Source organism: Pseudomonas xantholysinigenes (assembly GCF_014268885.2).
Lineage (GTDB): Bacteria > Pseudomonadota > Gammaproteobacteria > Pseudomonadales > Pseudomonadaceae > Aquipseudomonas > Aquipseudomonas xantholysinigenes.
Genome location: NZ_CP077095.1, coordinates 205,536 through 219,118, shown reverse-complemented (window position 1 = coordinate 219,118; position 13,583 = coordinate 205,536). Strand labels below are relative to the sequence as shown.

General features: G+C 64.3%; 10 protein-coding genes. 4 read left to right on the top strand and 6 right to left on the bottom strand.

What is annotated here, in order from left to right; translation table 11 throughout:
* Positions 1-1,110 (top strand): methionine ABC transporter ATP-binding protein, encoded by a 1,110-nt coding sequence (locus HU772_RS00985; RefSeq protein WP_225923081.1) that lies wholly within the window; start codon positions 1-3, stop codon positions 1,108-1,110.
* Entirely contained in the window at positions 1,100-1,744 is a 645-nt protein-coding gene (locus tag HU772_RS00980; protein ID WP_186662610.1) for a methionine ABC transporter permease, read from the top strand. The genes HU772_RS00985 and HU772_RS00980 overlap by 11 nt, the downstream gene beginning before the upstream one ends.
* A gap of 162 nt (positions 1,745-1,906) precedes the next feature.
* On the opposite strand, the gene dibA is transcribed toward HU772_RS00980, so the two are convergent.
* The gene (gene dibA / locus HU772_RS00975) at positions 1,907-3,802 is read right to left on the bottom strand and encodes a phosphodiesterase DibA (RefSeq protein ID WP_186662611.1); all 1,896 of its coding nucleotides are present in this window, start codon (positions 3,800-3,802) and stop codon (positions 1,907-1,909) included.
* Between the two features lie 151 nt (positions 3,803-3,953).
* On the opposite strand from dibA, the gene desA reads away from it, so the two are divergent.
* Together desA and HU772_RS00965 are read left to right on the top strand one after the other, a co-directional pair.
* Positions 3,954-5,138, top strand: coding sequence for a delta-9 fatty acid desaturase DesA (gene desA / locus HU772_RS00970; protein WP_186662612.1), 1,185 nt, complete (start codon positions 3,954-3,956; stop codon positions 5,136-5,138).
* A 140-nt stretch (positions 5,139-5,278) separates the two neighbouring features.
* Positions 5,279-6,268: a GGDEF domain-containing protein gene (locus tag HU772_RS00965; RefSeq protein ID WP_186662613.1), complete on the top strand. Its 990-nt coding sequence runs from the start codon at positions 5,279-5,281 to the stop codon at positions 6,266-6,268.
* Positions 6,269-6,296: 28 nt separating this feature from the next.
* Here HU772_RS00965 and HU772_RS00960 read toward each other — a convergent pair whose 3' ends face one another.
* The 5 genes from HU772_RS00960 to HU772_RS00940 all read right to left on the bottom strand — a co-directional run bounded on the left by HU772_RS00960 (position 6,297) and on the right by HU772_RS00940 (position 13,573).
* The gene (locus HU772_RS00960) at positions 6,297-6,716 is read right to left on the bottom strand and encodes a hypothetical protein (RefSeq protein WP_186662614.1); all 420 of its coding nucleotides are present in this window, start codon (positions 6,714-6,716) and stop codon (positions 6,297-6,299) included.
* A gap of 480 nt (positions 6,717-7,196) precedes the next feature.
* A complete protein-coding gene (locus tag HU772_RS00955; RefSeq protein WP_225923080.1) occupies positions 7,197-8,534 on the bottom strand; it encodes a response regulator in 1,338 nt (445 codons plus the stop codon).
* 136 nt (positions 8,535-8,670) lie between these two features.
* Positions 8,671-9,948 (bottom strand): 4-aminobutyrate--2-oxoglutarate transaminase, encoded by a 1,278-nt coding sequence (gabT, locus tag HU772_RS00950; protein WP_186662615.1) that lies wholly within the window; start codon positions 9,946-9,948, stop codon positions 8,671-8,673.
* A 182-nt stretch (positions 9,949-10,130) separates the two neighbouring features.
* Positions 10,131-11,573 carry an NADP-dependent succinate-semialdehyde dehydrogenase gene (gabD, locus tag HU772_RS00945; protein ID WP_046853707.1) on the bottom strand — a complete coding sequence of 481 codons (1,443 nt, stop codon included), beginning with the start codon at positions 11,571-11,573 and terminating at the stop codon, positions 10,131-10,133.
* Positions 11,574-11,899: 326 nt separating this feature from the next.
* Positions 11,900-13,573 (bottom strand): aryl-sulfate sulfotransferase, encoded by a 1,674-nt coding sequence (locus HU772_RS00940; protein WP_186662616.1) that lies wholly within the window; start codon positions 13,571-13,573, stop codon positions 11,900-11,902.
* Positions 13,574-13,583: the final 10 nt, after the last annotated feature.

Below are 13,583 nucleotides of genomic sequence, written 5' to 3'. Positions count from 1 at the left end.
GTGAGCCAGGCCAGCGCCCTCAGGGCGCCCCTCCCGCCCACACAAACGCCGCGGGCGACCGAACAGGCGCTACGCCCGGAGGTGAACCAGGCCCATATCCGCTTCGTCGGCCTGGGCAAGACCTACCCGGGCCAGACCCACGCCGCGCTGCAGGGGATCGACCTGAACATCCGCCGGGGCGAGATCTTCGGCATCATCGGTCGCAGCGGCGCCGGCAAGTCGTCTCTGCTGCGCACCATCAACCGCCTGGAACAGCCCAGTCAGGGCCGGGTGCTGATCGACCAGGTAGACATCGCGCCGTTCGACGAGGAACGCCTGGTAGCCCTGCGCCGGCGCATCGGCATGATCTTCCAGCACTTCAACCTGATGTCGGCCAAGACCGTGTGGCAGAACGTCGAGTTGCCGCTGAAGGTAGCTGGCATCGCCAAGCCCGAGCGCCAGCGCAAGGTACGCGAACTGCTGGAGCTGGTCGGGCTAGCAGAAAAACATCATGTCTATCCGGCGCAGTTGTCCGGCGGCCAGAAGCAGCGCGTCGGTATCGCCCGGGCGCTGGTGCATGACCCCGAGATCCTGCTGTGCGACGAGGCCACCTCGGCGCTGGACCCGGAAACCACCGCCGCGATCCTCGAACTGCTGCGCGCCATCAACCAGCGCCTGGGCCTGACCGTGGTGCTGATTACCCATGAGATGGCGGTGATCCGCGACATCTGCCAGCGCGTGGTGGTGCTCGAACGGGGCGAGGTGGTCGAGCAGGGCGAGGTCTGGCAGGTATTCGGCGCGCCACGCCATACGGTCACCCAAACCCTGCTGGCGCCGTTGCAGACCCGCTTGCCAGCGGCCTTGCAGGCCAGCCTGCGGCCCCAGCCAGGCAACCGCGACGCGGCCGTGGTGCTGAAGCTCACCCTGGTCGGTGAGCCCGATCTGAGCGCGCTGTTCGCCGACCTGGGCGGGCAGGTGCGACTGCTCCAGGGCGGAGTCGAAACCATCGGCGAGCATGCCCTCGGCCAACTGGTGCTGGCGGTGCGCGGCTCGCCGCTGGACAGCCATCAGCTTGAACTGCGCGCCCGACGCTGGGCCGCCAACGTGGAGGTCCTTGGCCATGTGGATTGATCGTCTGTTGCAAGGCCTGCTGGACACCTTGCTGATGGTGGGCGTGTCTTCGCTGGTGGCGCTGCTGGTCGGGGTGCCGATGGCGGTGCTGCTGGTCACCAGCGACAAGGGCGGGATCTTCGAGGCCCCCACGCTCAACCGCGTGCTCGGCGCCGTCGTCAATCTGTTCCGCTCGATCCCGTTCCTGATCCTGATGGTCGCGCTGATTCCCTTCACCCGCCTGGTGGTCGGCACCACCTATGGCGTTTGGGCCGCCGTGGTGCCACTGACCATCGCCGCGACTCCGTTCTTCGCACGGATCGCCGAGGTCAGCCTGCGCGAAGTCGATCACGGATTGATCGAAGCGGCCCAGGCCATGGGCTGCCGGCGCTGGCACATCGTCTGGCATGTTCTGCTGCCCGAGGCGCTGCCGGGGATCGTCGGCGGCTTCACCATCACCCTGGTGACGCTGATCAACTCGTCGGCCATGGCCGGGGCAATCGGCGCCGGCGGGCTGGGGGATATTGCCTACCGGTACGGCTACCAGCGCTTCGACAGCCAGATCATGCTGACGGTGATCGTGATGCTGGTGGCGTTGGTGGCGGTGATCCAGCTGGGTGGCGACCGTCTGGCCAAAGGCTTGAACAAGCGTTGAAGCCCGCTCCCACGATCAACCGTGGGAGCGGCTGTCTTGCCTGCGCTCCTCAAGCTGTCGCAATTGCTGTGGGAGCGGGCTTGCCCGCGAACACCGGCACAGCCGGTGCCAGGCAACGCGTCGCCTGGTTCGCCAGCAAGGCTGGCGCCTACAGGAGGCGTGTCACCCCCAGTGCAGCTGTTGAGCCGGCACCGGCCTGCCAAACCAGTACCCCTGCCCCATCTGGCACTGCTGCTCCAACAGGAAGCGCGCTTGCTCGGCCTGCTCGATACCTTCGGCATGCACCTGCATGCCCATGCTGCGGGCCAGGGCGATGATGACCCGGACAATGGCGATGTCATCCTCGTCGCACGGCAGGCCGGCAACGAAGCCCTGGTCGATCTTGAGCTTCTGCACCGGCAGGCGCTTGAGCCGCAGCAACGACGAATAGCCGGTGCCGAAATCGTCGATGGCCAGGCTCAAGCCCAGTTCACGCAAGCGGTGCAACTGCTCCAGCGCCACCTCCGGGTCTTCCATCACCGCGCTTTCGGTCACCTCCAGCTCCAGCAGCGCCGGGTCCAGGCCGCTGTCGTTAAGCACATCCGCCACCTGCCGGTACAAGTCGCGCTGGCTGAACAGGCGGCTGGAAATGTTCACCGCGACAAAGGACAACTGCCGCCCTTCGGTTTGCCACTGCACCATCTGCCGACAAGCCTGGCGCAGCACCCAGGCATCGATCTCGGCGATCAGCCCGGTGCGCTCGGCGATGGGGATGAACTCGCCGGGCGGTACCAGGCCGCGCTGGGGGTGCTGCCAGCGTACCAGCGCCTCGACCCCGACCATGCGCGCGGTGAACAGATCGTGCACCGGCTGGAAGAATACCCGCAGTTCCTGCTGCTCCAGGGCCCGACGCAGCTCGCCGGCCGTCTCCACCCGCTGCTGGGCGTGGGCAGTGAGTTCCTCGGTGTACAACGCGTAGCAGGCGCGGCCATTGCTCTTGGCCTTGAACAGCGCCGAGTCGGCGTTGCGCAGCAACTGCTCGCCACTGAGCGCGTCGCTGGGGAACAGGCTGATGCCGATACTGACACTGATGAACAGGCGGTTGCCGTCGAAGCAGAAGGGTTCCTTCAACCGCTCGATGATGGTCTGCGCCAGCTTGCCGGCCTGGCCGACCTGCTGGCAGTTCTCGGCCAGCACGGCGAATTCGTCGCCACCAAGGCGCGCCAGGGTCACGCCGTTGCCCAGCAACTCGCGCAGGCGTTCGCCCACCAGCTTGAGCAGTTGGTCGCCAATGGTGTGGCCAAGGCCATCATTGATGCTCTGGAAGTGATCGAGGTCGAGCAGCAGCAGGGCGCAGCCGCGCTTGTTGGCCTGTGCCGCGGTCAGCGCCTGTTCGACCCGGTCATTGAACAGCAGGCGGTTGGGCAGGCCGGTCAGCGGGTCGTGATGGGCGAGGTAGGCCAGTTCCTCCTCGCTGTGCTTGATCGCACTGATGTCGCTGAACACCGCCACATAGTGGCTGAGAGCGCCGCTATCGTCGCGGATGGCGCAAATCGTCTGCCACTGCGGGTAGATTTCGCCACTTTTGCGTCGGTTCCAGATTTCTCCGCTCCACTCGCCCTTGTCAGCCAAGGCCGCGTAGATCTGCTGGTAGAACGGCGCACCGTGGCGACCGGACTTGAACTTGCTCGGGCGCTGCCCGATGACCTCATCCTGCTGGTACCCGGTGATGCGCATGAAGGCCCGGTTGACGTGCACGATCAGGCCGTTGCGATCAGTCACCAGCACCCCTTCCAGGGTGCTATCGAACACCGCCGCGGCCATGCGCAGGCGCTCACGGTCCTCGCTGCGCAGGCGCGCGCCGACGCCGATGAAGTTCAACAGCCGGGCGCGCGAAACGAAAATCAGCAAGGCGCTGAGCAGCACCCAGACCACCACGTTGATCTGCCGCCCCACGGTGAGCGCCAAGGGGTCTTCGGTCATGCCGTGCAGGACCATTTCCGACAGGACCAGCCAGAGGATTGAAAGCACCACATAGAGCCCGGCCATGCGCAAGGCGTCGCGAACGGAAACAGACATGTCGGGTGGATGAGCCCATGAAAAAGGAAGGGGCATTATAAGGGCTGAAACACCCTGTGACCTCCTATCAAAAAGGGCGACTGGTTTTATTTCCCCGCAAAGGGATAATGCGAGCGCTGTTTCCCCCTGTTTCCCGAGGGTCTTTCCCGTTATGTGGTACTACGGTTTACTCGACTTGTCGGCCTGGCAACTGGTCGCCGTCACCCTGCTGCTGACCCATGTCACCATCGTCAGCGTCACCCTCTACCTGCACCGCTACTCGGCTCACCGCGCCCTGGAGTTGAACGCGGGCCTCAAGCATTTCTTCCGTTTCTGGCTGTGGCTGACCACGGCGCAGAATACCCGCGAGTGGACCGCCATCCACCGCAAGCACCACGCCAAGTGCGAAACCCCGGACGACCCGCACAGCCCGGTGCACAAGGGCTTGGGCACCGTGCTGCGCAAGGGCGCGGAACTGTACCGCGCAGAGGCGCGCAACGAAGAAACCTTGCGCATCTACGGCAAGAACTGCCCGGACGACTGGATCGAGCGCAACCTCTACAGCCGCTACAAGCTCGGCGGCATTGCCCTGATGGCGGTGATCGACCTGCTGCTGTTCGGCACCATCGGCATCACCATCTGGGCCATCCAGATGATGTGGATTCCGTTCTGGGCCGCTGGCGTGGTCAATGGCCTGGGCCATGCGGTTGGCTACCGCAACTTCGAATGCCGCGACGCCGCCACCAACCTGGTGCCCTGGGGCATCATCATTGGCGGCGAAGAGCTGCATAACAACCATCACACCTACCCCAACTCGGCCAAGCTGTCGGTACGCCGCTGGGAGTTCGACATCGGCTGGATGTGGATCCGCCTGCTGAGCCTGTTGCGCCTGGCCAAGGTGCAGCGCGTGGCGCCCATCGCCCATCGAGTCGAAGGCAAGGCCTCGCTGGACATGGACACCGCCATGGCCATCCTCAACAACCGTTTCCAGATCATGGCCCAGTACCGCAAGCTGGTGATCGCACCGCTGGTGAAACAGGAGCTGGACAAGGTCGACACCTCGGTGCGCCACCGCTTCCGCCGCGCCAAGCGCCTGCTGTCGCGCGAAACCAGCCTGCTCCAGGATCGCCATCACCTGCGTATCGAGTCCATGCTGGCCCACAGCCAAGCGCTCAAGACCATCTACGAAAAGCGCCTGGCACTGCAGCAGATCTGGGCACGTACCAGCGCCAACGGCCACGACATGCTCGCCGCCATGAAAGACTGGGTCCACGAGGCCGAGGCCAGTGGCATTCAGTCACTGCGTGACTTCGCCGCGCAACTCAAGACCTACTCGCTGCGCCCCAACGGCGCCTGACCGCCGTTGATCGGCATGCCCCGCAACGGGGCATGCCGACCGGAACTTCCCCCCCTGCGCTCGACTCAAATTCGGCACATCGCCCGCGTGGCGGGCCGGTCCGTGGCCGCACGCCCATCGTCGAGAAACGTTCCGTGCTCATGGCCAAAGACCTTCCACCCACGCAATCCGCTACCGCCCGCCCCGAAGCTGCCCAGACCCTGCTCGCCCTTTTGCACGCCCAAGGCGAGGTGGCGCGGCTGAGCGAGCGCGAGCAGCTGTACAGCTCGCTGCTCGACAGCGTCAACGCCGTGCTCTGGGCCTTCGATTGGGAGACCCGCCAGGTGCTCTATGTCAGCCCCGCCTATGAGCGCATCTTTGGCCGCCCGGCCAGCCTGGTGCTGGCCGACTACAACGAGTGGCGCGACGCCATTTACCCGGACGACCTCGAATACGCCGAACGCAGCCTGGCCCAGGTGCTGGTCAAGGGCACCGTCGAGGACCGTGAATACCGTATCCTCAACGCCGCCGGGGAAGTGCGCTGGCTGAGCGACAAGTGCTACATCAACCAGCAACGTGAAGGCGAGCAGCGCGTGATCATCGTCGGCATCGCCGAGGACATCACCGAAAAGAAGCAGCTCGAAGGCGAACTGCAACGCCTGGCCACCACCGACGTGCTCACCCAGAGCAGCAACCGTCGACACTTCTTCGAATGCGCCCAACTGGCTTTTGACAGTGCACGCGAGGACGGCACGCCGATGGCGTTCCTGTTGTTGGATATCGACGATTTCAAACAGATCAACGATAGCTACGGCCACCAGGAAGGTGACCAGGTGCTGCAGCGTATCGCCGACAGTGGCAAGGCCGTGCTACGACGTGGCGATCTGTTCGGACGCATCGGTGGCGAGGAATTCGCGGCGGTGTTCCCAGGTTGTACCGCGCAGGTCGCCGAGCAGATCGCCGAGCGCTTGCAACGGGAGATCCAGCGCCTGAGCTTCAACCATGGAGAGCAAACCTACGGGGTTACCGTGAGCCAAGGGCTGACTGGGTTGCTGGATGAAGATGAGACTCTGGATAGCCTGTTCGCCCGGGCGGACGCGGCCATGTACCGCGCCAAGCGCCAAGGCAAGAACCAGATCGTGAAAGGTTGAGCGCGCTAACCGTAGCCACGGGCTCGATTCATCTGGAGGCCCACTCGTAGTCGATCGGGCCGCTACGGGGCCCCGCCAGTATCCCCTCAGGCTCTTTCTGCCGACCCTCCTTGAATGCCACTTCAAGTATATGGCGCTGCTGGTCGGTCGTTTCACCTGCGAGGGCGACAGCCTCGGCAGTGTATCGCCTGATCAATTCGGCCTTCCTGGAACTTGTTGAATAGCGCATGGGAACCTCTGATACCTGAACAGTGGTTTGTGGAATAGTCGCTCGCACGGGCATCACAAGACGCCCGGCGGGATCGCGGTCGAACCCAATCGATGAATACCACGGCTCGACACCTGGGTCCGGTTGCTGAATTTCTATTTGCGAACAGCTGAGCATCCTTGCGTATTCAATGATGGCCAACACCGACAGCGACGCCACCAGGCCTCTCAGTGGGTTCATGGGACCTGGCTTACCTTCCAACAGGATGATCTTGATGCAGTGACTGCTCCTCCGCGGACTGGCATAGCAGAGACCGCAGAGTTCATGCGCAGACCACAGTGAGAGATCGAGCCCTCTGTGGTCACGATCAGTCCAGCGTGGCACTTCCTCCCAGGGGAAATGGTGGGTTTGGTTGTCCCAATACTGCAAAGCCTCGATAGCCCGCCTGCCGATAGGTTCAAAACGGACCCTGTCAACGTCAACGCCGGCGCCAAGCGAACAGTTCCCTCTCGAGAATGCCTCATGGGCAAGCGTTCGCGCCTGGGAACGATAAACCTGATAACGCAGACCACGGTATTTGTATGAGCTCATCTTCAGCCGCAGCCTTCCTGCCATTCCGTTGGTGGAGTGGCTGGAAAACTACCGCTGATGGGTTTCCCTGGATACGAACAGGCGTCCGCAATAGCTGTAGGAGCGATCCCAAGCCTGAGCGATGGCTGATCAGCCCTGGCGCTCGCCGCCCTCTAGCGGCACGGTATCGGCCGCCGGCGTAGCGCTCGGGGCAACCTCCAGTTCGCGCTCGGCAGCTTCTGCCGCCTCACGCTCGGCATGCTCCCGCGCAAGCGCCTCAGGGTCGACCTTGCGCAGCCGCGACAGCTCCGGCAGCCCGAGTTTGAGCAACCGCGCGGTCTTGCTGGCGGCGACCTTCTCCAGCCCTTGGCTGGGCTTCAGCGCGGCCAACTGGCCTGCCAGGTTCATGGCCAGTATCTCGCGGGAATACACGCCGCCACCCAGTTGATACACCGCGGCGATCAACTCGCGCAGGTTAAGCGGCAAGCGCCAGCGGGTGCGCAACGCCGAGCCGAACGGCGCGCCAAACTCATTGAGCGACAGCTGCACCTGGTCCTCGTCCAGCTCCCCGCCTGCCAGGCGCCACTCCTGCAGGGTGCGCAACACGGCCAGGTCGCCCAGGCAATGCAACAGCCCTGCGCAGTAACAGAGCGCCTCGTCGACCTCGAGCAGACGCGCCAAGGTGCGGGCATATTCGGCGGTGTGCAGCGACAAGTCCCAATAATGCGCGGCATGCCGAGCCAGCAGCGGATCGCTGAGGCGCGCGCTGCGCTTGAGGGTCAGGCCGAGGATGAGGTTCATGCTCTGGGTGCTGCCAAGCTTGTTCAGCGCCTGCAGCAAGGTCTGCACCGGCGCCTCGCGGTGCAACGCGGCGCTGTTGGCGGCGGCAATCAGCACGCCGGTGATCTGCGGGTCGTTGCGCACCTCCTCCTCGAGCACCTTGAGGTTGAGGCCTTGTGGGTTGAGCGCGCGCTTGACCGCCACCTGCACATCGGCAAACAACGGGCCGCCATCGGCCGTGGCGCGGCGCTGTTCCAGGTAAGCCGGCAGTGTTGCTCCGGGTTGCAGCGGCGGCACCGGGCAGGCGATCTGCTCCCCCACCTCCAGCAGCAGTTTTTCCAGGCGCTTGCGCAGGTTGTCCAGGTCGAGCGGCTTGCTCAGGTAGGCGGTCGGCTGCAGCGGCACCGCCTCGCGCACGCTGGCGCTGTCGGTGCGATCACTCATGAGAATGAACGGCAACCCCGGGCGGTCGCCCTTGGCGCGTACCTTGCGCAGCAGGTCGAGGCCATCGAGGCCGGCGAGTTCGCGGGCGGCGATGATCAGGTCGGGCTTGCTCGCCAGCGCGCTGAGCGCCTGGGAGCCATCGGCGCAGACCTGCAGGCGTGCATCGCAACGCACGCTGAGCAGCATCTCGCTGAGCATGTCGCGCACCCAGGGATCGCCTTCGGCAATCAGCACGCATGGGGGCACGGGGTCGGCAGCGCTCATGAGCGAGTCTCCAGAAAATGACGCGCGATCCATCGCAGCTTCCACGAAATCCTCGTACAACCTTAGCGCCTGACGCCCGCGAGCGGCAGAAAAAAACCCGCCGAGGCGGGTTTTTTTCTGGAGCCTGTCACATTTTTCAGGCCAGTTCGGCGAAGCACTCTTCAATGATGGCCAGGCCTTTGTCCAGCAGCGCGTCTTCGGCGGTCAGCGGCACCAGGATGCGCAGGACGTTGCCGTAGGTACCGCAGGACAGCAGGATCAGGCCCTTGTCACGGGCCTTGGCCACGACCTGGGCAACGGCGGCGGCGTTTGGAGTGTGGGTGCCCTTCTCGAACACTTCCACCGCGATCATCGAGCCCAGACCACGGACATCGCCGATGATCGAGTGCTTCTTCTGGATTTCACGCAGACCGGTGGTCAGGCGCTCACCAACAGCCTTGCTGCGATCCAGCAGTTGCTCTTCCTCGAACACTTCGATCACGGCCAGGGCCGCGGCGCAGGCGATCGGCGAACCGGCATAGGTGCCGCCCAGGCCACCCGGGGCGATGGCGTCCATGTACTCGGCCTTGCCGCACACACCGGCCAGCGGGAAGCCACCAGCGATGGACTTGGCGAAGGTGGTCAGGTCAGGCGCGACGCCCATCTGTTCCATGGCGAAGAAGGTGCCGGTACGGCCAGCGCCGGTCTGCACTTCGTCGGCGATCAGCAGGATGCCGTGCTGGTCGCACAGGGCGCGCAGGCGCTGCATCAGTTCTTTTGGCGCAGGCAGGAAACCGCCTTCGCCTTGCACCGGCTCGAGAATGATCGCGGCGATGTCACGCGGCTCGGCGTCGTTCTTGAAGATGCGCTCGACCGAGGCGATGGCGTCGTCGACGCTGATACCGTGCAGCTCGCTCGGGAACAGGGCGCGGAAGATGCCGCCGGGCATCAGGCCCATGCCAGCGGAGTACGGCACGACCTTGCCGGTCAGGCCCAGGGTCATCATGGTGCGACCGTGGTAGCCGCCGGTGAAGGCGATCACGCCGGCGCGGCCAGTGGCGGCACGGGCGATCTTCACGGCGTTCTCGACGGCTTCGGAGCCGGTGGTCACCAGCAAGGTCTTCTTGTCGAAGTTGCCCGGGACCAGCTTGTTGATCTTCTCGCACAGCTCGACGTAGGGCTCGTAGGCCAGCACCTGGAAGCAAGTGTGGCTGACCTTGGTCAGCTGATCTTGCACGGCCGCGACCACTTTCGGGTGCAGGTGGCCGGTGTTGAGTACGGCGATGCCGCCGGCGAAGTCGATCAGTTCGCGGCCTTCAACGTCGATCACCGTCGAGTTCTTCGCGGTATCGACGAAGATCGGGTGGATCTGGCCAACGCCACGCGGGACGGCGGCGACACGGCGTTGCATCAAGGATTCGTTGGTCTTGCTCATAGTGCCCTCATTTGCGCCCATTCCAGGCGCTTTTATTCGGGGGTGGCTGGACGCATGCGCGCACAGTATTCGTTGATCGACTGCCACGAATGCCCTGGCCACCGGGTACCGCTATGTCAAAAAGGCCAGCGAGACGTCGCTCTCGCGCCCCGCTGGCAGAGGTAAAACCGTTTACCCGGCGATCAGACGCTGATGCACAGGTATTTGATCTCGAGGTAGTCCTCGATACCGTACTTGGAACCTTCGCGGCCCAGGCCCGAGGCCTTGATGCCGCCGAACGGCGCGACTTCGTTGGAAATCAGGCCGGTGTTGATGCCGACCATGCCATATTCCAGGGCCTCGGCGACACGGAACACACGGCTCATGTCACGGGCGTAGAAGTACGACGCCAGGCCGAACTCGGTGTCGTTGGACATGGCGATGACTTCGGCCTCGTCCTTGAAACGGAACAGCGGCGCCAGCGGGCCGAAGGTCTCTTCCTTGGCGACGGCGGCGGTTTTCGGCACGTCGACGAGGATGGTCGGCTCGAAGAAGTTGCCTTCGATCAGCTTGCCACCGGACAGCACCTTGGCACCCTTGGCAACGGCGTCCTCGATGTGTTCCTGAACCTTGGCGACAGCCTTGCCGTCGATCAGTGGGCCAGTGGTGGTGCCTTCTTCCAGGCCGTTGCCGATCTTCAGCTTGGCGACAGCGGCTTTCAGCTTCTCGGCGAAGGCATCATAGACGCCGTCCTGCACATAGATGCGGTTGGCGCAGACGCAGGTCTGGCCGTTGTTGCGGTACTTGGAGATGATCGCGCCCTCGACCGCCTTGTCCAGGTCGGCGTCGTCGAACACGATGAACGGCGCGTTACCGCCCAGCTCCAGGGAAACCTTCTTGATGTCCTTGGCGCACTCTTCCATCAGTTGGCGACCGATCTCGGTCGAGCCAGTGAAGGACAGCTTGCGTACCAGCGAGTTGCCGGTCAGTTCGCTACCAACTTCGCCAGCGCTGCCGGTGATCACGCTCAGCACGCCGGCCGGGATGCCGGCACGGGTGGCCAGTTCGACCAGGGCCAGGGCGGAGTACGGGGTCTGCGAAGCGGGCTTGAGCACCATGGTGCAACCGGCGGCCAGGGCCGGGCCGGCTTTACGGGTGATCATCGCGGCCGGGAAGTTCCACGGGGTGATGGCAGCGGTGACGCCGATCGGCTGCTTGATGACGATCAGGCGCTTGTCCGGCTGGTGGCCCGGGATGACATCGCCGTAGACGCGCTTGGCCTCTTCGGCGAACCACTCGATGAACGAGGCGGCGTAGGCGATTTCACCCTTGGCTTCGGCCAGCGGCTTGCCTTGCTCGGTGGTCATCAGGCGGGCCAGGTCGTCCTGGTGCTCGATCATCAGTTCGAACCAGCGACGCAGCTTGCCGGCACGCTCCTTGGCAGTCAGTGCGCGCCAGGCCGGCAGGGCCTTGTCGGCGGCCTCGATGGCGCGGCGGGTCTCGGCGGCGCCCATCTTCGGCACGCTGCCGATCACTTCGCCGGTGGCCGGGTTGGTCACCTTGATGGTCTGACCGCTGTCCGCATCCAGCCATTCACCGTTGATGAAGGCCTGCTGGCGGAACAACTGAGCGTCTTTGAGCTGCATGTCGGCTTCCCTTTACTGCGAATTTTGATTGTTGAAAAGGCGCCCCCAAAAGGGGGCGGCCGTCAGGAATTCGTGCACCAGGGTGTTCGACGCCTGGGTGCCGAGCGTTTGAAATCTCAAACGGAATGCTAAGCGGGGGTTGGGGTGTTGGACAATAGGCTGTTCGAAAAAAAGAACGAATGGTTGAACACCCCGTCCGAAATTCGCATCGCCCCATTCGCGGGTAAACCCGCTCCCACAGGATTGTCGCCAACGCTGTGGGAGCGGGTTTACCCGCGAAGAGGCCAGAACAGGTTAGCCGATAACCTGCAGGAGAGAGGATTGAGTCAGAACGCCTTGTCGAGGTCGATCACCAACGCCCGGTAGCCCACGCTGCCCGGCTGGCGACTGTGCACTTTCAGCTCCACTGCCACCTCCTGGGAGCCGCGACGCACTTCGTTGAGCACGGTGGTGGTGAGCTTCTCGGGCGTGAGGTAGTTCACCGAAGCCGAATAGATGAACTGGGTGTCGGTATCCACCCGGTAGGCCACCACCGAAGTGATCGGGCTGTACCACTCATCCCCGCGCTCCTTGCCGTACTGCCACAACTGCTCGACCGTGCCCTTGGCCTCGTCGACCTTGTACTCCACTGCCCGGCTGTAGTTGCCGCTGAGCTTGGTCGGGCCGAAGTCGCGCCCCCAGCCGTTGTCGAACACAGTCAGCGTGCCGCGGCCGGTCAGCCAGGCGGTGTGCTGGGTCCAGGACCACTCGAAGCCCTCGCCCACGGGCTTGAGCACCTTGTCCTGCAGGCGCGCCGGCCAGCCCTGGGGGGCGGCGAGAATCCACTTCACCTGCTTGTCGCGGCCGATCTTCACCACGCCCTGGTGCCGTGCTGAAACGATGATGCTGTCGTCATCGGCGTCGTAGTCGATGGCATTGACGTGGGCCCAGTTGCGACCGGTGCCGATGCCCGGGGTGTCGCCGAATGGCAGGTCGCCTTCGGCCAATTCGTTGGCCAGCCGGTCGTCCTGTCTCTGCACACCGTCCGGCAGCTGGATCGCGGCCTTGCCCAGGGTTTCCAGCAGTTCGCCGCGGTACGGGTCGAGGATCTGGTTCAGGTCCCAGAAGTCCAGCACATCCCCGGCTTCGTTGACCTCGATGATATGGTCACGGATCGAACGCACGCGCTTGCCGTCCGGACGGCGATAGTCGCTGGTGCCCACCCGCAATAGGTAGCTGCCGTTTACGGTTTCGCGAATCTCGTGGGAGAAGTCGGCGAACTTGTCCGGCAGGTTGCGCTGCCACACCTTGCGTCCCAGCAGGTCGTACTTGGAGTAGGTCTGGCCCTGCCCCCAGATCAGCTTGCCGTCGCGGGTCTGATGGAAGCCCATGGTGCCGCCCAGACCGTCACGGTGGTTGGAATCGTGGATCTGCTCGATGTCCAGGTACCAGCGTACGTCACCGTTGCTGTCGGCGATCCAGTTGTTGCCCACCGAGTCCCACTCGGCGGCGCCACCCAGGCCATTCCACTTGAAGGCGCGCCCGCCCGGGATCTCGGCCAGCAGGTGATTGAACAGGTACAGGCGCTTTTCGAAACCGGGGGCGACCTTGACCGGCTCCACCTCGGGCAGCGCGGCAGTCTGCTTGGCCACCACCGGCAGGCGCACCGCCGGCGCGTAGATTTCGTAGCGCTCGCGAATACGCTCGCCGTCGAGCTTGTAGCTCACCTCGACCTGGTTGACGTGATCCGGATACAGGCCGAACACCGGGATGCCGCCATAGGTCCACAGCGAACGGTCGGACACGTCGTAGACAATGTCGACACCGCGCTCGCCACGGCCCAGCACGCGCACATGGGCGGCGCTCAGGGTGCGGCCACCGTCGCGGATGATCGCGGTCAGCGGCGCCAGGCGGTACGGGTTGACCACCACGTCGCCGAGCAGGGCTTGGTCGCGGTCGGGCACCTTGGCGGTGAGGCAGGCGCCCTCGGGCAGGTCGTGCGGTTGGGTCTTGGCATTCATGGCAAAGCTC

Excerpts from the sequence above, each read along its gene's own strand:
- HU772_RS00980 (WP_186662610.1), top strand. The coding sequence starts at position 1,100 with ATGTGGATTGATCGTCTGTTGCAAGGCCTGCTGGACACCTTGCTGATG.
- dibA (WP_186662611.1), bottom strand. The coding sequence starts at position 3,802 with ATGTCTGTTTCCGTTCGCGACGCCTTGCGCATGGCCGGGCTCTATGTG.
- desA (WP_186662612.1), top strand. The coding sequence starts at position 3,954 with ATGTGGTACTACGGTTTACTCGACTTGTCGGCCTGGCAACTGGTCGCC.
- HU772_RS00965 (WP_186662613.1), top strand. The coding sequence starts at position 5,279 with ATGGCCAAAGACCTTCCACCCACGCAATCCGCTACCGCCCGCCCCGAA.
- HU772_RS00960 (WP_186662614.1), bottom strand. The coding sequence starts at position 6,716 with ATGAACCCACTGAGAGGCCTGGTGGCGTCGCTGTCGGTGTTGGCCATC.
- HU772_RS00955 (WP_225923080.1), bottom strand. The coding sequence starts at position 8,534 with ATGAGCGCTGCCGACCCCGTGCCCCCATGCGTGCTGATTGCCGAAGGC.
- gabT (WP_186662615.1), bottom strand. The coding sequence starts at position 9,948 with ATGAGCAAGACCAACGAATCCTTGATGCAACGCCGTGTCGCCGCCGTC.
- gabD (WP_046853707.1), bottom strand. The coding sequence starts at position 11,573 with ATGCAGCTCAAAGACGCTCAGTTGTTCCGCCAGCAGGCCTTCATCAAC.
- HU772_RS00940 (WP_186662616.1), bottom strand. The coding sequence starts at position 13,573 with ATGAATGCCAAGACCCAACCGCACGACCTGCCCGAGGGCGCCTGCCTC.